General features: G+C 52.9%; 23 protein-coding genes. All 23 read left to right on the forward strand.

Annotation, left to right across the window (positions count from 1 at the left end; translation table 11 throughout):
• Window positions 1-27: 27 nt before the first annotated feature.
• The 23 genes from fliE to ACTRXD_RS21385 all read left to right on the forward strand — a co-directional run bounded on the left by fliE (window position 28) and on the right by ACTRXD_RS21385 (window position 23,209).
• Entirely contained in the window at window positions 28-330 is a 303-nt protein-coding gene (fliE, locus tag ACTRXD_RS21275) for a flagellar hook-basal body complex protein FliE (protein WP_442433780.1), read from the forward strand.
• Between the two features lie 147 nt (window positions 331-477).
• The gene (gene fliF / locus ACTRXD_RS21280; protein WP_442433781.1) at window positions 478-2,070 is read left to right on the forward strand and encodes a flagellar basal-body MS-ring/collar protein FliF; all 1,593 of its coding nucleotides are present in this window, start codon (window positions 478-480) and stop codon (window positions 2,068-2,070) included.
• A 3-nt stretch (window positions 2,071-2,073) separates the two neighbouring features.
• A complete protein-coding gene (fliG, locus tag ACTRXD_RS21285; RefSeq protein ID WP_442433782.1) occupies window positions 2,074-3,069 on the forward strand; it encodes a flagellar motor switch protein FliG in 996 nt (331 codons plus the stop codon).
• Window position 3,070: 1 nt separating this feature from the next.
• Window positions 3,071-3,688 (forward strand): FliH/SctL family protein, encoded by a 618-nt coding sequence (locus tag ACTRXD_RS21290; RefSeq protein WP_442433783.1) that lies wholly within the window; start codon window positions 3,071-3,073, stop codon window positions 3,686-3,688.
• A complete protein-coding gene (locus tag ACTRXD_RS21295) occupies window positions 3,685-5,028 on the forward strand; it encodes a FliI/YscN family ATPase (protein WP_442433784.1) in 1,344 nt (447 codons plus the stop codon). The genes ACTRXD_RS21290 and ACTRXD_RS21295 overlap by 4 nt, the downstream gene beginning before the upstream one ends.
• Window positions 5,025-5,471: a flagellar FliJ family protein gene (locus ACTRXD_RS21300; protein WP_442433785.1), complete on the forward strand. Its 447-nt coding sequence runs from the start codon at window positions 5,025-5,027 to the stop codon at window positions 5,469-5,471. Before ACTRXD_RS21295 ends, ACTRXD_RS21300 begins: the two co-directional genes overlap by 4 nt.
• A gap of 251 nt (window positions 5,472-5,722) precedes the next feature.
• On the forward strand, window positions 5,723-6,325 hold the full coding sequence (locus ACTRXD_RS21305) for a MotE family protein (protein ID WP_442433786.1): 603 nt from the start codon (window positions 5,723-5,725) through the stop codon (window positions 6,323-6,325).
• A 3-nt stretch (window positions 6,326-6,328) separates the two neighbouring features.
• On the forward strand, window positions 6,329-7,909 hold the full coding sequence (locus tag ACTRXD_RS21310; RefSeq protein WP_442433787.1) for a hypothetical protein: 1,581 nt from the start codon (window positions 6,329-6,331) through the stop codon (window positions 7,907-7,909).
• Window positions 7,910-7,967: 58 nt separating this feature from the next.
• Complete coding sequence (locus ACTRXD_RS21315; protein ID WP_442433788.1) at window positions 7,968-8,639, forward strand: flagellar hook assembly protein FlgD; 672 nt, start codon at window positions 7,968-7,970, stop codon at window positions 8,637-8,639.
• Window positions 8,640-8,702: 63 nt separating this feature from the next.
• On the forward strand, window positions 8,703-10,070 hold the full coding sequence (locus ACTRXD_RS21320; RefSeq protein ID WP_442433789.1) for a flagellar hook protein FlgE: 1,368 nt from the start codon (window positions 8,703-8,705) through the stop codon (window positions 10,068-10,070).
• A gap of 707 nt (window positions 10,071-10,777) precedes the next feature.
• A complete protein-coding gene (locus ACTRXD_RS21325) occupies window positions 10,778-11,272 on the forward strand; it encodes a flagellar basal body-associated FliL family protein (RefSeq protein WP_442433790.1) in 495 nt (164 codons plus the stop codon).
• Window positions 11,273-11,350: 78 nt separating this feature from the next.
• Complete coding sequence (gene fliM, locus ACTRXD_RS21330; protein ID WP_442433791.1) at window positions 11,351-12,355, forward strand: flagellar motor switch protein FliM; 1,005 nt, start codon at window positions 11,351-11,353, stop codon at window positions 12,353-12,355.
• A gap of 63 nt (window positions 12,356-12,418) precedes the next feature.
• Entirely contained in the window at window positions 12,419-12,844 is a 426-nt protein-coding gene (fliN, locus tag ACTRXD_RS21335; protein WP_442433792.1) for a flagellar motor switch protein FliN, read from the forward strand.
• 137 nt (window positions 12,845-12,981) lie between these two features.
• Window positions 12,982-13,416 (forward strand): flagellar biosynthetic protein FliO, encoded by a 435-nt coding sequence (locus ACTRXD_RS21340; RefSeq protein ID WP_442433793.1) that lies wholly within the window; start codon window positions 12,982-12,984, stop codon window positions 13,414-13,416.
• Window positions 13,417-13,469: 53 nt separating this feature from the next.
• Window positions 13,470-14,192, forward strand: a complete 723-nt coding sequence (gene fliP, locus ACTRXD_RS21345; RefSeq protein ID WP_442434046.1) for a flagellar type III secretion system pore protein FliP — start codon at window positions 13,470-13,472, stop codon at window positions 14,190-14,192.
• 156 nt (window positions 14,193-14,348) lie between these two features.
• Window positions 14,349-14,618, forward strand: coding sequence for a flagellar biosynthesis protein FliQ (fliQ, locus tag ACTRXD_RS21350; RefSeq protein ID WP_312640525.1), 270 nt, complete (start codon window positions 14,349-14,351; stop codon window positions 14,616-14,618).
• A 48-nt stretch (window positions 14,619-14,666) separates the two neighbouring features.
• A complete protein-coding gene (gene fliR, locus ACTRXD_RS21355; RefSeq protein WP_442433794.1) occupies window positions 14,667-15,452 on the forward strand; it encodes a flagellar biosynthetic protein FliR in 786 nt (261 codons plus the stop codon).
• Window positions 15,445-16,521: a flagellar biosynthesis protein FlhB gene (gene flhB, locus ACTRXD_RS21360; protein ID WP_442433795.1), complete on the forward strand. Its 1,077-nt coding sequence runs from the start codon at window positions 15,445-15,447 to the stop codon at window positions 16,519-16,521. The genes fliR and flhB overlap by 8 nt, the downstream gene beginning before the upstream one ends.
• Before the next feature lie 189 nt (window positions 16,522-16,710).
• The gene (flhA, locus tag ACTRXD_RS21365; RefSeq protein ID WP_442433796.1) at window positions 16,711-18,819 is read left to right on the forward strand and encodes a flagellar biosynthesis protein FlhA; all 2,109 of its coding nucleotides are present in this window, start codon (window positions 16,711-16,713) and stop codon (window positions 18,817-18,819) included.
• The gene (gene flhF / locus ACTRXD_RS21370) at window positions 18,800-20,134 is read left to right on the forward strand and encodes a flagellar biosynthesis protein FlhF (protein ID WP_442433797.1); all 1,335 of its coding nucleotides are present in this window, start codon (window positions 18,800-18,802) and stop codon (window positions 20,132-20,134) included. Before flhA ends, flhF begins: the two co-directional genes overlap by 20 nt.
• The gene (locus ACTRXD_RS21375; RefSeq protein WP_442433798.1) at window positions 20,134-21,066 is read left to right on the forward strand and encodes a MinD/ParA family protein; all 933 of its coding nucleotides are present in this window, start codon (window positions 20,134-20,136) and stop codon (window positions 21,064-21,066) included. Before flhF ends, ACTRXD_RS21375 begins: the two co-directional genes overlap by 1 nt.
• 3 nt (window positions 21,067-21,069) lie before the next feature.
• Window positions 21,070-21,864, forward strand: a complete 795-nt coding sequence (locus tag ACTRXD_RS21380; protein ID WP_442433799.1) for a sigma-70 family RNA polymerase sigma factor — start codon at window positions 21,070-21,072, stop codon at window positions 21,862-21,864.
• A gap of 145 nt (window positions 21,865-22,009) precedes the next feature.
• Complete coding sequence (locus ACTRXD_RS21385) at window positions 22,010-23,209, forward strand: PP2C family protein-serine/threonine phosphatase (RefSeq protein ID WP_442433800.1); 1,200 nt, start codon at window positions 22,010-22,012, stop codon at window positions 23,207-23,209.
• Window positions 23,210-23,320: the final 111 nt, after the last annotated feature.

The raw sequence follows: 23,320 nt of genomic DNA on the forward strand, positions 1-23,320 counted from the left end.
CAATACTGATGGAAGGAGAACGGCGAAATGGACTATCTTCCGATAAAAAGCATTGAGGGTGTTTCAGAACCGTTTGGGGTCACCCCGCTCAAAGGTCCAGCCAGTCAGGACCAGGGATTCGGGGATCTCTTGAAAAAAGCGGTGGAGTCCGTCAATACCATGCAGCATGAGGCCGGGCGTTTAGAAGATGCCGTCGCCCGTGGAGAGAACGTCAACATACATCAAGCGGTCATTGCCGGAGAAAAGGCCGGTTTATCATTTAAGCTGTTAATGCAGGTCAGAAATAAGGTGATTGATGCGTATCAGGAAATTATGCGGATGCAAGTGTAAACATGGTTGAGCTGACGCTGATGCTGATCATGTCGGAGACCCCTATGAGAGAGAGCCGGTACCGGTCATATCGAGCCCGACTCATCGATGTAAGACTGGCGCCAACATTTCTTCAATCGAGAGCGTTGAGCAAAACCCGTTAATCTTATGGACAGTCTCCTTAGTAATTTTCAAGCATTAACCTTAACGCAGCGGATCGGCGTGGTCGTCGTCCTGGCCTTAGCTCTGGCGACCATTCCGATGTTGATGATGGTCGGAAGGGCCCCTGAATTGGTGATCCTGTTCTCTCAGCTCAATCCCGACGATACGCGTGCGATTATTCAAGAACTTGGCAAGCAGGGCGCCGTCTATGAGGTGGGTGAAGGCGGGAATACGATTAAAGTTCCCGCCGAACGGGTGCATGAATTGCGACTCCAGCTGGCATCCTTAGGACTTCCTGAATCGGCTGGAGTGGGATTTGAAATATTCGATCGAACGGGGTTGGGCGTGACGCCTTTTACGCAACAAATGAATTATCGGCGCGCGCTTCAAGGAGAACTGGCCCGGACCATTGGCCAATTATCCCAAGTTGAGCGGGTACGCGTGCATCTGGTGATGCCTGAGAAGCGTCTATTCGCGACGGAACAAAAACCAGCCCAGGCTGCCGTCGTGTTGACGCTCAAGCGGGGGGCTCCTCTTGGTGGCACGCAGGTTCAGGGGATCGTGCATTTAGTGGCCAGTAGCGTCGAAGGATTAGAGCCCGGCCAGGTAACGGTCGTGGACAATCATGGTCAGGTGCTCAGTCAAAACTCTGCGGATAGTGACGCCCAACTGACGGCTTCTCAAATTGAAACTCAACGACGGGTAGAACGGGATCTGGAGCAACGGGTGCAGACGATGTTGGACCAGGTCCTGGGCAGGGACAAGTCTGTGATTCGGGTCACCGCGCCGTTGGAGTTTCGGCAAGTCGAAATCACCGAAGAAAGCTTTGACCCCAATAGCCAGGTGGTGCGAAGCGAAAACCGGAGCCAGGAGAAGGTACTGGAATCCGGTTCGACCCACGGGGGACCGGGTGTTCCTGGTGTCAGGAGCAATGTGCCAAGCGAGCTCAAGGCAGGCAACGGAACAGAGCAAAAAGAAGCCAAACGAAAAAATGAAACATTGAATTATGAAGTCAATCGTAAAGTGAGCAAAATCATTGAACCGACCGGCGCCATTAAGCGGTTAAGCGTGGCGGTCTTAGTGGACGGGACCTATGACGCGGCTCAGGGGACTGAGGGGCAGGCGACTGAGAATACGGCCGAAAAGAAATATGTGCCACGGCCTGAACAGGAAATCCAGAATCTGGTCGAAATTGTGAAAAAAGCGGTCGGATTCTCGGAAGAACGCGGGGATCAAATCGAAGTCATCAATGTGCCGTTTGAATCTCCCACCATCCTTGAGGGTGAGGAGAGTATGACGGCAGGTGTGCAATCGTTCCTGGCCACCTGGGGTGGATTTCTTAAGCCGATTCTCTTTTTCTTTCTGGGAGCGATGGTGTTGTGGTTTGTGGTTCGACCGATGGCGCTGAATCTCACCAAGCCCACCGCGGCAGCGGTGGTCCTGCCACACAAAGGATTGCCGGCCACGGTGACCGAGTATGAAGCCGAAATTTCCGAAACTCCACAGGAGCAAGCCATTAAGCTGGCAGCAGATAATCCGGCTTCCGCTGCACAAGTGATTCGAACCTGGATTAAAGAAGAACAAGGAGAAAAGGCGTAATCCGTGAATAGCCAGTTGTCGGGATATGAAAAGGCGGCGATTTTGTTGCTCGCCATTGGGGAGAGTGCCGCGGTGGAAGTGTTGAAAGTGCTTGATCAAAAGGACATCCGGCAAATCGGCGCGTATTTGGGGGCGTTGGTCAATGTCGGGCAGGACGAACATCGATTGGTGTTAAAAGAATTCCGGGAATTGGCCGGAACATCCGGTCTGTCGGTGGAAGGCAAAACCTATCTTTCAAAAATCCTCAATGCGGCGCTGGGAAAAGATAAAGCCCGGCGTATTCTGAGTTCCCTGAATACGTCGGAGAATGCCGGATTTGAAACCTTAAAATCCCTTGATGCGGCATCGATTGCGAATTTATTGGCCATTGAACATCCTCAAACAGGCGCATTGATTCTGGCCAATTTAGAATCCGATCACGCAGCTCAGATTTTATCATTGCTTCCTGCGAATAAACGGGATGCCATCGTCTACCGGTTAGCCACCACAGAAGAAGTCTCGCCCAATATGTTGGACGAATTAAATGCCGTGCTTCAAGAGGAATTGCGTCTGGGTTCTTCCAAAAATGCGGTGGCCGTGGGCGGGACCGGGCTGGTGGCCGAAATCCTGAATTCTGTGAAACGCAATGTGGAAGGGGAAATCCTGACCTCCCTGGAAAGCAAAAATCCGGAGATCGCCGAAGAAATCCGTGGGAAGATGTTCGTGTTCGAAGATCTGGAAAATGTCGATGATCGCGGAATGCAGGAATTGTTGCGTGAAGTCAGCAAAGAAGAACTACTGCTGGCTCTGAAGCCGATCGATGGTCCGCTCCGGGATAAATTCTTCAAGAATATGTCCAGTCGAGCGGCGGAATCCCTCAAGGAAGATATGGAGACTCGAGGCCCGGTCAAGCTGAGTGATGTGGAAACCGCTCAGCAGAACATTATTAAAACCGTTCAGCGTCTGGCCGGTGAAGGCCGCGTCGCTTTGGGAGGAAAGGGTGAGGAGCAAATGGTCTAGGGTGCGCCGGCTTATGGAACAGGATGACACGGTCAAACGTTTTCAGATGGTGGAATTAGTCCACAAAAGTGCGAAGCAGCGCGCCGAGGAGGCCCAACCTCATGATTGCAGGGAACTCCAACAAGCCGCGTTTGAGCGTGGACGCCAGGCCGGGATCGCCGAGGGGCGTGCCCAGTGTCAAGCCCAAGTGGAGGAGGAGGTCAAAAAGGCGCTTCGATTAGCCAATCAGATTGGTCGGGCCCGGGTGATCGCGTTAGAAGAACATGAACGGGATATCGTGGAGGTCGCGCTGGCGATTAGCAAAAAAATCCTGTTACGGGAATGTGAGATCGATAAAGAACTCGTGGTTCGACAAGTGCGTCAGGTGCTTGGACTGCTTCCCGACAAAACGTTAGTGACGCTGAAAGTCCATCCGCAAGACTTCAAAATTTTAGAGCCCCTGCAACACACATTACGACCGGAGTGGGCCGATGGCGATCATCTGGCACTTGAAGTCTTTGATGACGTGGACCCTGGTGGATGCCTGGTTGAGCAGGCCGGCCTCCTGTTCGATGCCAGGCTGACTCAACAACTGGCACTGGTGGCCAGCGAATTCGGATTGGAAGCACCCCCGTCATGAGCCTCGCCACGATTCAACAGCGTTTGGACGACATTGCTCCTGTGACGATTACCGGACGGGTCGTCAAAGCTGTGGGGTTGACTCTTGAAGGCACCGGCTTGGGGGCTTCGGTCGGCCAGCGATGCCATATCTTCAGTAGACGAGGGCAGTCGATGGTGGAGGGAGAAGTCATCGGGTTTCGGGAGCAACGGGTGGTGGTCATGCCGTTTGGAGCTGTACGCGGCATCGCCGCCGGAAATCTCATTCGCTACGATCCGACCTCTCCACGATTATTGGTCGGGCCTCAAATGTTGGGACGAGTCGTGGATGGGCTTGGGCAGCCGTTGGATGAAAAAGGGCCGTTGTCCCGTAGCCGCCGCTATGCTCTCTATGCCCCCGCTCCGGCGCCCATGCTCCGGGAGCGCATTACCACACCGATGGATTTGGGCGTACGAGCCATCAATGCCCTGCTGACCTGCGGGGTCGGGCAAAAACTCGGGATTTTTGCCGGAAGCGGGGTGGGGAAAAGTGTTTTGATGGGAACGATGTGCCGGCACACGTCTGCGGATGTGAACGTGATCGCGCTGGTGGGTGAGCGAGGGCGGGAAGTCAGGGAATTTCTGGAACGGGATTTGGGACGGGAAGGTCTCCGCCGTTCGGTGGTGGTGGTAGCCACTTCCGATCAATCGCCGTTGGTGCGGGTTCGGGCGGCGTTTGTGGCCACCGCCATTGCCGAGTTTTTTCGGGATCAGGGCAATCAGGTCCTGCTCCTGGTTGATTCCCTAACCCGGTTGGCACATGCACAACGGGAGGTGGGACTGGCTGCCGGTGAACCCCCTACGACCAAAGGGTATCCGCCATCTGTCTTCACGCTCTTTCCTCAGGTCTTAGAGCGGGTGGGGCCGGTGGGTACCGGATCCATTACCGGTCTGTATACCGTGCTTGTTGATGGTGACGACTTAAACGATCCCATTGCCGATTCCATCCGGTCAATTTTAGACGGACACATTGTGTTGACACGTCGGTTGGCGATGCAAGGACACTTTCCCGCGATCGATGTTCTGCAAAGCGTGAGTCGGGTGATGTCGGATATCGCGTCCAACGCCCATCAGGATGCTGCCAGGTTTCTGGTGCAGATGATGGCCGAATACCGGAATGCGGAAGATCTCATCAATTTAGGGGCGTACCAATTAGGCACAAATCCTCGACTCGACGCGGCGATTCACATGAAAGGACCGATCGATGCCTTTCTCAGGCAAACACGCGAGAAAGGTGTGGGAATACCGGAAAGCTGCCAGGGGCTCGAATCGTTGGCACAACAGGGCCGGCGTCTTCTTGAGAGAAAGGGAAAAACCGTATGAATTGGACGACATTACTCCGATTTCGAAAACAAGTGGAAGACCTCGCCCGCGAAGAAGTGGTCTTGGCGGAGTGGGGAAAAAGTCAGATCGTCTCAAAACGAGATGACCTCATGGTTGAAATGGAAGTGGTGGCCTCTGAATTAGATCAGCGGATACGAGGGGGTATCGACACGATGATTGCTGAGCAACGCTATCAGTGGTTGGATCAAATCAGTACGGCCATCGAACACCAGAGCCAACAGATTCAGATTGCCGAAGCCAAGCTGGTTGATTTACGGGCCACATTAAAAAAGGCCCATCATGCCAGACGTGTGGTGGAGTTGGTGATCGCCAAGAAGGAGGAAGAAGTCATGCAGAAAGTCGCCACACAGGAACAACAGATGCAGGAAGATGTGACGGCTCATGCTTATGCCACTTCTCAACTTGAAGAAATGATCCAATAGGGAATGGAAATATGTCAAAAAAAATGTCTGTTCGGTCTATGCATGATCCTGACCATCACCCCAACAATGGAGCCTTCAGCGCGGCTCGGGGTGGGAACCCGCCGAGGATCGAAAGGAATGAGGGGAGGTCAGGAGAAACGAGGCATCTGTTGGTTTCACGCTATACACCTCACACCTCCTGTTTTCCATTTAACGCTTCACAGACCCAAGAACGCGGCCGGCGACAATGTTCAACACTCCTGAGTAGAACAATGTTGCCTAGTCGATCACTTATTGTGTGGTGGGTGTTGGCCATGACCTTATGGGCCACCACGGTCGGGTCCGTTCAAGAAATCCCGGAGGCGGGAACCACGGATTCATTTGAAAATCAAGCAGTTGAAAACGGGTTGAATGAGGAAGCGCCCGGTGCAGAAACCACATTATTGGAACAACTGCAAGCGCGTCTCAAAGAGGTGGAAGAGAGGGAACGTGTTTTGCAAATACGTGAAGAACGGCTCATGGCACTCCAGCAGGATTTAGAGGCGCTGGCTGCACGACAAACTAAAGAGGGGAAACGGTTAGAGGGGGAGGCCTCTTCGCTTGCAGAAGAACAACGTCGATATGTGGAACAGGATCCGGCGTTAATTCATTTAATTAAAATCTATGAATCCATGGATCCCGAAGAAGCGGCGTTGAGAATCGCAGAAATGCGGGAAGGCTTAGCCCTGGATATTTTGGCCGCGATCAAAGACAAAAAAGCCGCGGGCGTGTTAGCGGGCGTCGAACCGGTCAAAGCGGCCCGATTGTCAGAAGGCCTCAGGCGATATCGAGACATTAAATTGAACCAACCCAAGAACTCCAAGATTCAGAATTAAACGATGATCAATGCCGTGCCATTTCTTTTCGGACCTCTGGAAAGTCCCCCACACGTGACCGGTCAGACTGGCGGAGTCGGGTTGGATCAAGCGGGCACCACGGAGAATCCTACCAAAAATTTGTTTGCTGAAATTTTTCGTAACCAGACGACAGCGGCCTCTTTTTTGAACAATGTATCCAAGGCAAGGTCAGGAGAGGACGGAGGACGAGGGTCGAACCAGGATTGGCTTTTCGGCACCCAGGCCCTTTCTGGTGACACCCTTCCGTCCCTGTACCTGGCGAGTCTCTTGGAGAACAAGGGGGAAGGGGTACCCGAAAAAGCTGCGGTAGTGGGAAATTCTTCGATTCCCTTGAGAGCAGAAGGCGTGAATGGAAACAGCACAGGGGGCCAGATTGAGAGCCAAACGGCGTTGTTCGGATTCTTGCCCGGGAATGGATCCCAGGATGGGTCGGTGGTCAATGGGAATGTGGCGCCCCTGGAATTCCTTCAAGGAAAACCTGGAGGAGAGATAAGACAACCTGCGGTATTGGGCATTCAGACAGATTTGCCCCTCTTGGCGGGCGCCCCTTTAAGTCAGACGGCATCGGTGGGGAGCACGCTCGCCGATCAGAGTGCGGCTCCTCTCGTTACCAAGGTCGATTCAGAACGGGTTCTCCAAAATGCCATCGCAGCGGTTGCCGGGAAGTCTGTCGCAGAATCTGACGCGAATCAGCTGAATACAGTGGACCGCGTCTTGAGCCCGGTTCAAGAAACCGGGCCTCGTCTGCTGAAAAATCCTCCCTCACCGATAGGGCCTCCGCAGGAGTCACTCAAGCCTGCGAACGCTCCAGTCAATCAGGTGTTCCCGGTTACGAAACCTTTTGAAGAAACGCCCGCAGGTATGGCGGATGCGGCTCAATTGAGTCAGAACCGGTTGAATTATGTGAGCAGGGTTTCGTCCGTTCTGAGTGAATCGCCAGCGAACGGGAAGGAGTCCTCGATCGGGATTCCCCTGGACCTTCTTGCTGATGCCAATGTGTCTTTGACGGGCGATCGTTCAAGAGATGGTCTTGAGGCAACAGGAAAAGCCGAGGGAGTCAATCCCAATGCCGGGCAGGGGCTCAATCATGGCATGGGCAATCCGACACATTCTCAGCCGGGCTTTCAGCAGGCCTCGTTTGCTTCCTCACCTGGATCGACTGCACGGATAGCGGAAGAGCGTGTCCCGGATCTTCCCGGCCCGGCGCTTCAACGCCTCCAAATGGAGGTGCAACTTTCCGAAACCAATCGGGTGCAGATTGATGTGGGCGTGCAGCACCGGCAGGTCTATGCCAGTTTATTAATGGATCAAGCTACGTTGAAAAATCTGGCGGTCCAATTTGTTCCACAATTGGAAGAGCAACTCACCCATGGCGAGATGGAGTTGCAGGAATTTTCCGCGGAAGTCCGCGATCACCAGCATGGGCAGGAATCAGACACACGTTCGGATGGGGCGGGAACGCAAACGAGTCAAGGGGGTACGACGCTCCTCCATCAGACACCAGGATCGCTCTCCTATAGGGCCGGGGGGGTTGAGGAACAGGGATTCCATTTGGTGGCATGAAGCAGATGAAATGATGCACTCGTGTAAACAAGATCGAATAACAAAGGAGCCCTGAACCATGGATGCCATTACGCCGACACAACCGGGAACGAATGCCACGGCGACAGGCGGTGCCAATGTGCAAGCGGCGGTTTCGGCACTTGGATCGGATGTCTTTCTTCGCTTGTTAGTCACCCAATTACAAAGCCAGGATCCCACCAACCCGGTCCAAAATGAGGAATTTGTGGCGCAGTTAGCGCAATTCACCACGTTGGAGCAGGCCACGAGTACCAATAAACTCTTGGAAAAATTGATCGGCCAGGATACCCAACGGACACAATTGGATCTGGTGAATTTGATTGGACGGACGGTGGTTGCGCAGGGCGATACCGTCAGTATTGCCGAAGATGAACAGCCCACGCTGGGCTATGCCTTAAGCGGAGAGGCCAGGTCGGTCATTATCAAGGTGTTGGACTCGAACAAGCAGGTGGTTCGGACATTAGAGTCCACAGATGTTCAAAAGGCCGGAACCAATCAGGTTCAATGGGATGGGTTGAATGATTCGGGGGACCGGGTGCCGGAAGGTGTCTACCAGTTCATTGTGAAAGCTGAAGACGTGAATAAACAGCCTGTCCCGAATTTCACGTTCGCTCGTGAACGCGTCATGACGATTGCCTTTGGGGCGGAGAATCCGGTCGTCCTGCAAAGTGGAAAAAGCTTACACACGGAGGACATTCTTTCAATTCTTTGAAGTGGACGGTTGTAAGAGAAACAGCATCAGATTGGTCAATCGAGAAACAAGGAGTACACGCCAATGGGAATTACCTCAGCTTTTTTTGCCGCGACAAGTGGAATTAACGCCACCAGCCGAGCGCTCAGTGAGATTGGAAACAATATCGCCAATGCGCAGACGATCGGCTATAAGAGCCGGTCGGTCTCATTTGGCGATCTCTTTGGAGCCACGATCGGCGGTGGAGGGACCAGTACGGCTTTAGTGGAAGGTCGTGGGGTGCGGGTGTTGGGGATTGATCCGAGCTTTACGCAAGGGTCGCTTCAGACCACGTCCAATGCCTTGGACCTGGCCATTGATGGTGACGGATTTTTCCGGGTGAGTGATGCAACCGGAAATATTTTCTATTCCCGTGCCGGCCAGTTTGATATCGATTCACAAGGAAACCTGGTGAATCCGGCAGGTCTACGGTTACAGGGAGACCAAGCGGATGATACGGGACTTCTAACCGGGAGTATTGGCAATTTAACGTTAACTACCACCACCCAACCAGGCGTCCAAACATTGGATGTCGCGATGTCCGGGCGTCTGGCTGCCGATGCTCCAGTCAATAACTACACCACAGCACAGGTGCTCGATCCCATAACCAATAAGGGGTTATTCCCAGGTAATACCTCTGTCCGGGTATTTGACTCAGTGGGGGTTGGGCATGATTTGCAAATATACTTCGCCCAAACGGCGGAAAATGTTTGGGAGTATAGTGTATTGGCTCAAGGCGATGAGGTTGAAACGGATCCGCTTGTTCTTCCCCCGGCCAACTACAATGCCACGACGAATAATGTGTTGGTGGCAGACGGAACTTTAACCTACACAAGCGATGGATTTCTAAGCCTAGAAAGTGGGACCACTTATTACAGTGGTGCAGGAAATGGTATTGATTTCCTTGGAGCGACAGCTCAGCAGCCAATCGCATTTGATTTTGGAACGAGCATTACGGAAGGAGGAGCCGGAACTGATGGGCTGTTACAGCAGGGCAGCTCTCTGAATCAGAATGCGTTAGTGCTGGACACCTTATCTCAAGACGGGTATGGCCCAGGATCACTTGCAGGAACTTCCATTGGTGAGGATGGGGTGATTACGGGTCGATTTGATAATGGAACTACCCGCACGTTGGGACAGGTTCGACTCACCCGGTTTATTAATCCTGATGGCCTGCAACCGATTGGACGAAATTTGTTTATTCAATCCGGGGATTCCGGCACCCCCTTGGATGGGGTGCCCGGCACGGGGGCGTTTGGCAAAGTTTCGGCAAGCACGCTTGAAGCTTCCAATGTGGATTTGGGTGAAGAGTTAGTGAATATGATTACCATGCAGCGTGGATTCCAGGCGAATTCACGAATCATCACCACCACCAACGATCTCCTTGGAGAACTGGTGAATCTGGCCCGTTAGATTCTCACTGAGGATCTAACTGATCAAGCCCCCAGGCAGGAACACCTGCCTGGGGGCTTTTTTTGCCTTAGTCGGATGTTGAACCTAAAAATGGCCGTTGGCCATCTCGGAACCCTTCGACTGTCGCGGAAGCCGCGGCGCTCAGGGCGAACGGACTCACATCCAACGGGTGACCACTTCGACACCCCGTTCGTGCTGAGGCTCTCGAAGCATGAAAGGGCTCACAGCCCTGTAACGGCCGTTTTTAGGTTGAACAATCATGCCCCATATAACTCCGTGAGGGGGGTAAGGAGTAAGTAGAAAAGAATACTTGCCTTAATTTGCTGAATGCATTTTTACTTTTCACTCCTTCCGTTTTCCCTTCACACTCCGCACTCCTGACTCCTCACACCTCATGTTTTTCCCGTCCTACTCCGCACACATAACGCCTGACGCCTCACGCCTTACTACTTACGCCTCACGTTCCCATAGACGACCCTGTCAAAGGTTCCCGCGAATTGCCAGGAAAATGACGAAAAGGCAGATCTCAAGTTGTTGCAGGGCATAAGAGATGTAAGGCACGACTGTGGAAGAAACATATGCATATTCAGTGCATTACAGGCTTAGCAGCAACGTGTATACGTAGAAAAGTGGAGTGGCACAAAGGTTGCTGAATTGGGAAGGGGAACGTAAGTGTCCAAAAACTTCTTAGCGTGTGAGGTTGATGTATGGCTGAAGAGGATGACAAAGGGGAAGCTCCCGTTAAAGCCGGGTCCGGAAAAAAAATGCTCTTGATTATTATCGCCGGCGTTCTTCTTCTTGGTGGAGGAGGAGGCGCAGCCTGGTATTTCATGAGTGGCCAAGAGGAGAAGCCGGCTGAGCATGACGACCATGCCAAAGCCGAGACAGGTCATGAAGAGCCGGGTCCGGTGATGGAGCTGGAACCCTTTCTTCTGAATTTAGCGGATCGGGAGGAGCTGCGATTTTTAAAAGTGAGCATCAAACTCGAGTTAGACCGGCCTGAAGAAAAAACGGATTATCAACACAAAATCCCGGCCATTCGCGACGCGTTGCTGGTGTTACTGAGCAGTAAAGAATCGCACTTACTCAGAACCGTGAACGGGAAGCGCCGTGTGCGAGAAGAAATCATGACGCGGGTGAACGGCGTCATGAGTAAAGGAAAAGTCGCCAATGTGTATTTTACTGATTTTATTATTCAGTAGGTTCTGAGGAGAAAGACATAAGAGGTCTGGAGTCAGGAATTAGAATGAGGAGAGAAGAGACAGCAAGGCTGTTTCTTTGTGCCACGTCCCAACATGGAAAAAATTCTTAGTCAGGATGAAGTTGATGCCCTTCTTCGGGGCGTGTCTGACGGCGGGGTGGAGACGGAACCTGAAGACCCGGTAGATGCCGGACTACAGGACGGACCGGTTCCGTATGATTTGGGGAATCAGGAATGGGTCGTTCGCGGGCGAATGCCGACCCTGGATGTGATCCACCAGCAATTTTCGCGTGGGTTCCGCCTCTCTTTGAGCGATGTGCTTCGTAAAACCGCCGAGGTGACGGTCACGAACCAAACGGTGATGAAGTTCGGGGAGTTCACCAAACGTCTTCCCATCCCGGCCTATCTCCAGATTATCTCTATGGAGCCTCTTCGCGGCTTGGCGATGATCGCCACGGATGCGGCGACGGTGTATTTGCTGGTTGATCATTTTTTCGGGGGAACCGGCCAGACCCATGTAAAACCGGAAGGGCAGGATTTTACCATCATTGAGCAGCGCGTGATGAAGAAAGTCATGCTGATGGGATTGGGGAATCTCCAAAAAGCCTGGGACCCTGTCCAAAAACTCCTCATCAATGCGGTTCGGGTAGAAATGAATCCTCAGTTGGCCGCCATTGTATTGCCGGCGGATATCGTCATTGTGGTCACCTTGGGCATCGAATTAGGCAATTCGGTGGGGGATCTCCACCTCTGTCTTCCCTATGCGATGTTGGAGCCGATTCGAGAACGTCTGCAGGTGAGTTTCCAGGGAGACTCATTTGAAACGGATCATGGCTGGTTGAAACGTTTCTCAGCCAGGTTGAAGGAGGCCTATGTCACCCTGTCCGTGTGTTTGGGAGAAACGGAAATCTCGGTGGAGGAATTGATGCAATTTTCACCGGGCGATGTGATCGGGTTGAATCAAGGGACCACCCAGCTACTCACGGCCACGGTGGAAGGAGTGCCAAAGTTTCTTGGTTCTCCGGGAACGACTAAGGGCATGCAATCATTTCAGATCAAGGACATCATTCTGACGAGGGAGTAAGGGCCGGTGAACGCGATGAGGTGCCGGCCGGTCACTGACTGTGGAACAACCCGGAGATGAACGATGAGTGAAGACGACAACATCGACATGGACACGTTTGATGCTGAGAAGGAAATGATGGAGGCGTTAGCGCAGGAAGCCGCTGCGAAGGAACAGAATGCTGCGGCGAAAAAACAGGAGGTGGCGGCGAGTACCAACAGTCACACGCCACAATTGAATACGTCTCACGATCAGAACTTAAATCGAATCCTAGATATTCCGTTGATGCTCTCTGCGCAATTGGGCAATACCCGCATGTTGATTAAAGACTTATTGCAGTTAGGACCGGGTTCCATCGTTGAATTGGATAAACTCGCCGGTGAACCGTTGGAAGTGTTGGTGAATGAACGGTTAGTCGCGCGTGGTGAGGTGGTGATGGTGAATGAGAAGTTCGGTATCCGTCTCACGGACGTGATTAGCCCGACCGAACGTGTGAATAAACTTCGATAAGGACGAAAGGGTGAAGGGTAAAGAGAGAAGGGAAAAGGTAGAAGGAAATAGATAAAAAGTAGAGAACAAGGAAAAGAAAACTTTTGTTGGTTCTCCTTACTCCTCATTTTTTACTTCGTACTTTCAACTAGAACATTATGGATCTTACCCATGAAGCGCTCAAAATGGCGGGCACCCTGGCCCTGGTGGTCCTGGTCCTTCTTGGAGGATTAGCCTGGGTCCGGCGCACTTTCGGGGAATTGCCTGGAAAGAGCGGCGATCCGGTGATGCGAATTTTAGGCGGACTCCGGGTCGGGACGGGAAAGAACATCATGCTCGTGGAGGTGGCCGGAGAAGTGTTGGTGTTGGGGACGACGGCCCGAGAGATGACGTTGCTGACGACCGTTGTGGATGCCGACCGGATTAATCGGCTGCGATCCATTGGGAATCCGCTCGTCGGGCCGCTAGGCACCTGGTTGGGACAGTGGACCCGGCAGGCATTTGAGAAGTCCGGACCAGGATCGGTGACCTCTGAACCGTCCATCCGAATGGCCAAACGCGTCGCACGGGTGAAGGGAGATGAGAGATCGTGAACAACCCCATTTGCGGGTTTCGTGGAGGACGTGACTGTTGGCGACTGTTAGGCATGAGTCTGATCATGGGGCTGCCGACTCCGGCTTTTGCCCAGGCCACCAAGGATCCGGCGATCAGTTTGCAGGTATCCGGTCTGGACGGGACCGAACCATGGACCTTCGGGCTTCGCATCCTCTTTCTCCTGACGGCCTTAACTCTTGCGCCAGCCCTGTTGATGTTGGTCACGGCATTTACGCGCGTCGTGATTGTTCTGGGTCTTCTTCGGCAGGCGTTGGGGACCATGCATGCACCACCGAATCAGGTGATGATTGGATTGGCCCTGTTTTTGACGCTGTTTATTATGATGCCGGTGTGGGAACAGATTCGGGTTGAGGCCCTTAATCCGCTATTGGAACAGCAGGTGACACAGGAAGAGGCGCTTGATCGGGCCAAGATACCGTTAAGAACCTTCATGCTGAAACAAGTACGGGAAAAAGATTTAACCTTGTTTGTGGAGATGGCGAAAGTTCCTCACCCTCAGACGCCCGATGATATTCCGTTCCATGTCCTGGTGCCGGCGTTTGTCACGAGTGAATTGCGCACGGCGTTTCAAATCGGGTTTCTCATCTATGTGCCTTTTCTTGTGATCGATATGATTGTCGCCAGTATTTTAATGTCCATGGGTATGATGATGCTGCCACCAATCATGATTTCGTTGCCGTTTAAATTGGTGTTGTTTGTGTTGGCTGATGGATGGTTTTTAGTCGTGGGAGCGCTGATGAATAGTTTTCAATGAAAAACGTGAAGCGTAAGGCGTGAGCGTAAGGCCTGAGACGTAAGGAGTGTATCGAATGCCGGGGTACAACGATCTGGTTTGTCTTCTGTCTGCTTACTCATCACTTTTCACGCCTTACCTTTTACATTTCATGGCAAGACTGAAAGGGGTAAGGAGATGACAACCGAAAGTGTCCTGAGCATCGGTCAGGAGGCGATTCAAACAATCCTGCTTGTGGCGGGCCCAATGTTGGGTCTTAGCTTACTGGTCGGACTCTGCGTGAGTGCCTTCCAAGCCATGACACAAATTAATGAAATGACCCTCACCTTTTTGCCAAAGGTGGCCACCATGTTTGTGGTGCTCTTGGTGACATTTCCCTGGATGGTGGAAATCCTTGTGGGATTCATGACGGGGGTATGGGCCAGGATACCCGAGTTTGCCCAATAATCGAGGGAGTCGATCTGCGGCATGTATCAGAAAGATGTCCGGTAACCGGTGTTGCAATGGGATATGGCGATTCAGCAAGTGTGGCAATTCGTCGTCGTACTCGTGCGCACGGCCGTTATCTTGTCGGCGTTACCGTTGCTGGGGGGACAGTCGGTTCCGAGTCGCATCAAAATCGGCATGGCGGTGATCATCGCCATCCTGTTGATGCCCATCGTGACGTTTACTCTTCCTCCCAATTGGTTGCAACCTGGAAATCTGGTAATCGCCTTGGGTGCCGAATTGCTCGTCGGTCTGGTCTTAGGTTTGGCCCTGCGATTAATCATGACGGCGGTGGAACTGGCGGGAAGTGTGATGGGCTTTCAAGTGGGGTTTGCCATGGCCGGTGTGTTGGACCCTGTCACGCAAGTGGAAACCCCGGTGTTCGGGCAATTACTGACCATTCTGGCAACCCTTCTGTACTTTCAAGTCGATGGGCATCATTTGGTGTTGTTGGCGTTGGGCAGTAGTTTTCTTTTGATCCCCCCCTTTGGCGCCCATTTGAGCGCCCCCCTTCTGAGCGATGTGACCGGAGTGATTCAACGCACCTACGACACGGGAATGAAGCTGGCCTTCCCTGTGATGGGGGCCACATTTCTGGTGCATTTCATCATGGGGATTCTTGGCCGGCTGGTTCCCCAGATGAACGTGATGCTTACCAGTTTTCCCATTACGATTGCGGTCGGTTTGTTGGTGCTAGGCCTGGGTTTGCCCTTCATTGCCTTGGTTTTTCAAGACTCCATTGTCGGGATGGAAACGGTCTTGTGGGACTTATTACAGGAATTAGGGCATGGCTGAGAATAAAGACGGGGCGGATAAATCGGAGCAACCGAGTCCGAAACGTTTAGCGGAGGCTCGTCGCAAGGGCCAGGTGCCGATGACCCGGGAATTGCCATCGTTGTTTGTGTTGTTGGGTGGGGTTGGGCTGCTTTCTCTGTGGGCGCCTCACGCGTTTGTCCAATTTTTTGATCATTACCGACAGTGGTTGGGGCAAGCCGGAACTCTTCAGTTAGATGCTCAGTCTACACATGTCCTGTTGTTAAATATTGCCTATCAGGCCTTTGTTCCCCTGATTCCGTTCGGGCTCCTGGTTGGGGTATTCGCCTTTCTCGCCATTATCCTGCAAACGGGGCCGCTTTGGATTGAAAAGGCCTTGCAACCCAAGCCGTCCAAATTGAATCCCTCCAATGGGTTGAAGCGCATTTTTTCCTGGAAAGGGGTCGTCGATCTTTTAAAGTCCCTGCTTAAATTAGCAGGCGTGAGTGGAATTGCCTATCTGATTCTGTCTCATAATCTGCTCGCGATTCTTCAACTTCCCCTTCTTGAGTTAACGGAGGCGGTTGGGGGTGTGTGGGGTCTCCTGGAGAACATTATGTGGTCGGTCGGAGGATCGCTGCTCCTGTTGGCGATCATCGATTTCGTGTATCAGCGGTGGCAGCATACCGAAGATCACAAGATGACTAAACAGGAAGTCAAAGACGAGTCGAAGGATGTGGAAGGGGATCCGCAGATTCGATCCCGCCGGCTCAGTATACAACGGGAACGTGCCCGACAACGGATGTTGCAGGCTGTGCCTAAAGCCGATGTGGTGATTACCAACCCTACGCACGTGGCTGTGGCGCTCAGGTATGAAACAGGAAAAATGGATGCGCCGGTGGTGGTGGCGAAGGGCGCAGGATTTATGGCGGACAAGATAAAGCAAATCGCGCGTCATGCGGGAGTGCCGATTATTGAAAACCGCAGTTTGGCTCGAGGACTGTATAAGGCCGTAAAAATCGGTCAAGAAGTGCCCAGTGCGTTGTATCAGGCGGCCGCTGAGGTGTTGGCCTACGTCTATCGCCTGAAGAACATGCATGAGGGAAATTGAAGACGTGAAGCGTGAAAAGCAAGAAGGAAGACGTAAAAAGTAAAAAGAACGCAGAAAAAACAGATTTCCTGCGTTCCTTCTAAACTTTTGACTTCTCACTTTCCACCCCTTACGCCTCACGAGGTTGAAGAGAGTCGTGTGGAAATACATTACAACCATATGCGACAACGGTAACCGATCAAGGCACGCATGGCATTTGATTCTCAAAAGTTACGAGACGAACTGACTCCCGCGCATTATGGGGATGTCCTCTTGCCGGTCGGAGTGGTGGGGATGCTCCTCCTCATGCTCTTACCCCTTCCCTCATTTCTTTTAGACCTCTTTTTATCCTTTAGCATAACGCTGGCTGTCTTGATTTTACTCGTGACCATGCATGCCGGGCGTCCCGCAGAATTCTCCGTTTTCCCCTCGGTGGTGTTACTCACCACGTTGTTCCGGCTTGCGCTGAACATTGCTTCGACGAGGGCCATTCTCATGCATGGGAACGAAGGCCCCGCTGCAGCCGGGCAGGTCATTGCCGTGTTCGGGGAGTTTGTGGTCGGGGGGAATTATGCGGTGGGCATTGTGGTCTTCTCCATTCTGGTCATTATCAATTTTGTCGTGATCACCAAGGGCGCCACCCGTATTGCGGAAGTCGCCGCCCGATTTACCCTGGATGCGATGCCCGGTCGGCAAATGAGTATTGATGCGGATCTGAATGCGGGGATCATTGACGAAGGCGAAGCGCGGAAACGCCGGGAGGCCATTTCACAGGAAGCCGATTTTTACGGATCGATGGACGGTGCCAGTAAGTTTGTTCGTGGCGATGCGATTGCCGCGTTGCTCATTATCTTTATCAACGTCATTGGTGGATTGGGCATCGGTGTGCTGGAGCACGGGATGTCCATCATTGAAGCCGCTAAACGCTTCACCCTGCTGACGGTCGGGGACGCCATTGTGGCTCAAATCCCGGCCCTGATTATGTCGACGGCCGCCGGTATCATCGTGACGAGGGTTTCGACCAAAACCAGCCTTGGACGTGATTTAACCGATCAAATATTTTTCAATCCCCATCTTGTAGCTGCCGTAGCCGGAATGTTGTTCTTTTTAGGATTTCTTCCCGGGCTGCCGCATGTCGCGTTTTTGTTGTTGGGATCGATGACCGCCGGACTCGCGTACGTGTTGTGGAATCAGAAGCAGGAAGCCACTCGGCTGAAAAATCTCCCCAAGAAAAAAGATCCGGCGATCTCCTCCGGCACGGAATCGGTGGATTCCGTGACTCCTCCCGACCTTATGGAGCTGCATGTCGGTTATGGACTTGTGCCGTTTGTTGATCAAGCTCAGGGAGGAGAGTTGCTGGAACGGATTCGGGCTATCCGGCGCCAAACGGCTCTTGATATGGGATTTGTCGTGCCCGCCGTGCATATCCGGGATAATCTCCAGCTTAAACCGCATGAGTACAAAATTTTGTTGAAGGGGATTCAGGTGGCCAAGGGAGAATTGGTGCCCCGGCATTTATTGGCCATCAATCCCGGTCATGCCAAAAAGGGTCTGCAAGGAAAGCCCGGAAAAGATCCATGTTTCGGATTGCCGGCCGTCTGGATTGCTCCGACCGAAAAAGAGCGTGCTCAAATGGATGGCTATACAGTCGTCGATGGCCCGGCCATTATTGCCACGCATATGACCGAATTTATTAAAACGAATGGGCATGAATTGCTGGGTCGGCAAGAGGTCCAGAATTTGCTGGATAACCTCGCTAAGACGTATCCCAAGGTGGTGGATGACTTGATTCCGACTCAAATATCGTTAGGAGCGGTGGTGAGAATTCTCAAAAATCTCTTACGGGAACGAGTGTCGATCCGCGATTTACGGACCATTTTAGAGACTGTTGCGGATTACACCACTCAGAGTAAGGATCCTGACACCCTGACCGAATATGCTCGGCAAAATTTATCCAGAACAATTTCGTCACAATACGCCAATCCCGACGGATTGCTGCAGGTGATTAGTCTGGATCCGATGCTGGATCGCCGCCTGATGGAGGCGATGCGTCCGGGTGGTAATGGAGAGCAAGGCGGGTTGCCTCCCAGTTTATTGAATCAGGTGATTCTGTCGGTCCGTCAGGCCATTGAGCGAGTCGTGAGCCAAGGATATCAACCTGTGCTGTTATGTTCCCAGTCGATTCGATCCCAACTGTATCGCTTAGTCTCGCCGGGCGTGCATGCGCTGGCGGTACTTTCTCCGAACGAGTTGGACCCTAAAACCCAAATTCAAGCTATTGAAGTTGTGAGGATGCCACATGAAGCTGAAACGGTTTGAAGCCCTTTCATTACAAGAAGCTCTCCAAGCGGTCAAAGCCGAACTGGGACCTGAGGCGGTCATCGTCTCGTCGCGTCGTATTCAAAAAGGGGGAGGCTTGTTCGGTCTGCTTAGTCAGTCCGTCATTGAGGTCACCGCGGCGGTGGATCGTTCGGCTCAGGCGGAGGAAGGCCCTGCCGCACGTGTTGATCGATCCCTTCAGTCCCTCATGGCCAAACGTTTTGTGCCTGAGGTGCCGGTTCGTCAACCGGGACAACCCAAACCGGATGCCAGTTTTTCAGAAGCTCTTCAGGTGGCAACCGTGCTCGATCCGGTGACTCAGAACCTCCAGGAGATGCGCCAGGAAATTCAACGGTTGCGGGAAGAACAACACGACCCTGAACGGGTGTTAGGGCCCTTGCGACAAGAATTAGAAGGCTTGCGGATTGTGGTGGGGGAAGTCTTGGGAAGTCAGATGGACAAACGTGTTGAAGGGTTACCTGGAGACGTGATGGATGTCTACCAGTCCTTGGTGAGTCAGGGCGTGAATCCTCAGACTGCGCATCATCTAGTTCGTGCGGTAGTGGAAACGCTCGGGACAGCCGGTGTGGGAAATCGTGAAGCCATGAAAAGTCTGTTGTGGGAACGTATGGAGGAGACCGTAGCCGTCTCGGGTCCATCGGTGTCCAAGCATTATGGCCAAAAAGTGATGATGATGGTTGGGCCGACCGGGGTGGGAAAAACGACGACCATTGCCAAGCTGGCAGGGTTGGCCCGTCAACAGGATGAGCATCGGCGAACCGTGTTGATTACCTTGGATACGTATCGTGTGGCAGCGGTAGAGCAACTTCGGGTGTTTGCCAAAATTTTAAAAATTCCTTTGGAGGTGGCCGTGTCCCACAAGGATTTTATGGAATGCATGGGACGACATCAGCATGCGGATTTGCTGTTGATTGACACGGCGGGTCGAAGCCCCAAGGATCAAGCCGGGTATGATGAATTGCTGGCGATTACCCGAGGACAATTACACGTCGAAACGCATCTGGTGTTAGCCGCTCCAATGGCAGAGTCGGTGCAGATGGACACCATTCGCCGCTATCAATCGGTTCCTATCCATAAGCTCATCATCACGAAACTGGATGAGGTATCGATGGGCGGCGGTCTGTATAACGTCTTGTCACAGACGGGACTGCCGGTTTCCTATCTCTCTGCCGGACAGCGTGTGCCTGAAGATTTAGAAATCGCCACCCGGACACGCCTCGTTGAATTGGCTTGGGGCCACTCACCAGGCCAGGTCCTTCAAGAACGTGTGCCGTTATCGGGGGTGGCGCACTAATGGCCGGGTCATTATCCACACCGGTCCTAGTGCCTGACGTCCCGGCGCAACGACGACTGGATCAAGCCAGTGGATTGCGTGCCGCCATGACCACCAACCCACAGGATCCTTCACGGATTCAGGTGATTGCGGTCAGTTCCGGAAAAGGCGGGGTAGGGAAAAGTAATGTCGTCGCGAATTTAGCGGTGGCTGCGGCTCGGCAGGGACGGAAGGTCTTGATCATGGATGCGGATCTCGCCTTAGGAAACGTCGACATCCTCCTCGGCCTCACCCCGCAATATACGATTGAGGACGTGCTCTCCGGGCAGCGAGGCTTGCAAGACGTCCTCGTGACCGGGCCCGAAGGTATTCGCCTGTTGCCGGCGACCTCCGGAGGTCAGGCATTTACTCAGCTGACGCATGAGCAGCAACTCCATTTGCAATCGGCGTTTCTTCAGTTGGCGTCTCCGCCGGATTTGCTGCTCATTGATTGTGCGGCAGGGATTTCGGCCAATGTGTTGTACTTTAGTTTAGTGGCCCACGAAACACTGGTGGTGGTTTCGCCCGACCCGACGTCTCTGACTGATGCATATGCCCTGGTCAAAATCCTCTCGACCCGCTATCACTTACGGACATTCCGCATGCTGGTCAACAAAGTGAAACATACCCAGGAAGGCAAAGATGTGTTTCGGAAGTTGAGTTTGGTGACCGATCGGTTTTTAAATATTTCGCTCGATTACCTCGGCTGTGTTCCCGCCGACGATTATGTGACGATGGCCGTGGCTCAACAACGCGCGGTGTGCGATGTCTATCCGCGCGCCCCAGCGAGTCGAGCCTTTTCTTCGTTGGTGAAGACCCTCAATGATTGGAGGGGAGATTGTTCCTGGCAGGGGGGCTTTCAACTGTTTGGTCCTGCTGCCTTGGGAGCCACTCGAACTGTGACGGAAGGATAACGTATGAAACGTGGCGCGGTAACAACGGTTTCAGAGAGTTCGGTTTCGGAGAAACCGGCATCGTCCAATCCGACGAAACTTGCCCTCTCCACGCAGGAACGGGAGACGTTGGTTCAGGAATTTTTGCCGGTGATTAAATACATGGCGATGCGAATGGCCATGCGGGCGTCGAGTGGGCTCAATGTGGAAGATCTCATGAGTGCCGGGATGGTCGGGCTTCTGGATGCCCTGACGAAGTTTGATCCCTCACGAGAAATAAAATTTCGTACCTATGCCGAGTTTCGTATTCGTGGAGCGATGCTCGATGAAATCCGGGCGATGGACTGGGTCCCGCGGTCGCTTCGGGAGCGCATCGGGAAAATTCAGCATGCGGCCAATGAATGGACGAAACGCAAAGGGCGGCCACCGACGGAGGATGAGCTCGCAGAATCTTTAGGCATGGAGGCTCAAGAGGTGGACGAGACTCTTCTGCAAGCCAAAGGGGCCGTCGTGTTAAGTCTCGATGATTTGGGCTCCAATGATGAAGACTCCCATCCCATCTTGGATGCGCTGGCCGATCGAGACCAACCCTCGCCGTTGGAGACTTTGGTGTCGGAGGATGCTCGCCAGGCGTTGGTCGATGCCATTGAACGATTGCCGGAACGTCAACGGCTGGTGTTGACCCTTTATTATTTTGAAGAGCTGACCATGAAAGAAATTGGAGTCGTATTGCACGTCACGGAATCCCGCATTTGTCAGTTACATGCCCAAGCCATGATTCGTCTGAAGGCCCTTCTCCATACCCGGCTCGGTCCGTAGACATGCTTGAGGGAGTAAGGCGTGAGGAGTGGGGCTTAAGCAGTGAGAACTTTTCCGTCATACCTGACATGGTGTATCGAGTATCGACCTTCACGTTTCCCTTGTTACTCAATTCCGGAATATCTCTGTGGGTTCAATGAAGCGGATGACGACGGAAAAAGTCCTCGATATGAAAACGCCTCCCGGCGATCCTCTTTATACCATTCTCATTGTGGATGATGAAAAAGTTATGCGGATGGTTGCCAAGAAGCGTTTGGCCAAACTGCCGTGTCGGTTATTGGAGGCCGGTAGTGGGGAAGAAGCTCTGGCCATCCTGAATCAGGAACCGGTGGATCTCATCCTTTCGGATTGGGTGATGCCCGGTCTTGATGGTCCCGGACTTTGTGAAGCGATTAAACAGGATGAACGCTATCGCACGATTCATTTTATCCTGATGACGGCATTGGACCACCCGACACAAATTGCCGAAGGGCTTAGCCGGGGAGCCGATGATTTCCTATCCAAAACCGCGTCCGAGCATGAAATTGTCGCCAGAGTGTGCGCGGGCCTTCGAGCCCGACAGTTGATGTTGTATGTGGAAAAGTCTAATCGATTGTTATCACAGAAGCAGGCCGAATTAGACTCTGAACTCCGCTCGGCTTCCACCTTTGTGCGAGGTCTCCTACCCCGGACCGGTGAAGTGATACCTGGAGTGCGGGTGGAGTGGGAATTTTTGCCGTCTTCCCATTTGGGAGGGGATTTCTTTCAGATCGCCCGATGGGGGGACGACCATCTCGGTCTCATGGTGTTGGATATGTCGGGGCATGGGATCGGGCCGGCGTTGCGGGCCGTGTCGTTATCTCTGCTTTTCAAGGGAGAACATATGCAGCAATTGTTTCCCTCTTACGATCCGGGCGAGATTCTGACGAGTCTGAATCAACAATATCCCATGAGCGATGACGGGGATTATTTCACGATCTGGGTTGGGGTGTGGCAATGTTCCACGCGCCTTCTTCGATATGCGAGTGCGGGACATCCCGGTTCAATTATTGTGAAAACCGACCGGTCGTCGATGGTGCTGGGCGAGAGATCCTGGCCTATTGGCTTTTCGCGTAACGAGGCGTATGCAACTGATTCCATCTCCGTGAATCCCGGTGACCGGATGTATCTCTATAGTGATGGGATTTATGAGGTGATGAATCCTCAGGAAGAGATCTGGGGGAGAAACAGGCTTCAGAAGGCACTGGAGGAGGTCGCCGGACACCCGATGCAGTCGGGATTGTCCCGTATTATCGAGCAGAGCCGGACATGGAATGCCAAAGGCGTGTTTGAGGATGACGTCGCGTTACTCGGAGTGGAATTTTAGCGGTGGGGGGTGAAGCGTCAGGAGTGAGGAGATAGAAGCCAGATACTCCTTTAGCCTTATCCCCTCACCTCTTCGTTCCACCCTGACAACTCACGATTGGCCGTTGTCGAA

It is taken from the genome of Nitrospira sp. T9 (assembly GCF_052156535.1).
In the GTDB taxonomy this organism is placed as follows: domain Bacteria; phylum Nitrospirota; class Nitrospiria; order Nitrospirales; family UBA8639; genus Nitrospira_E.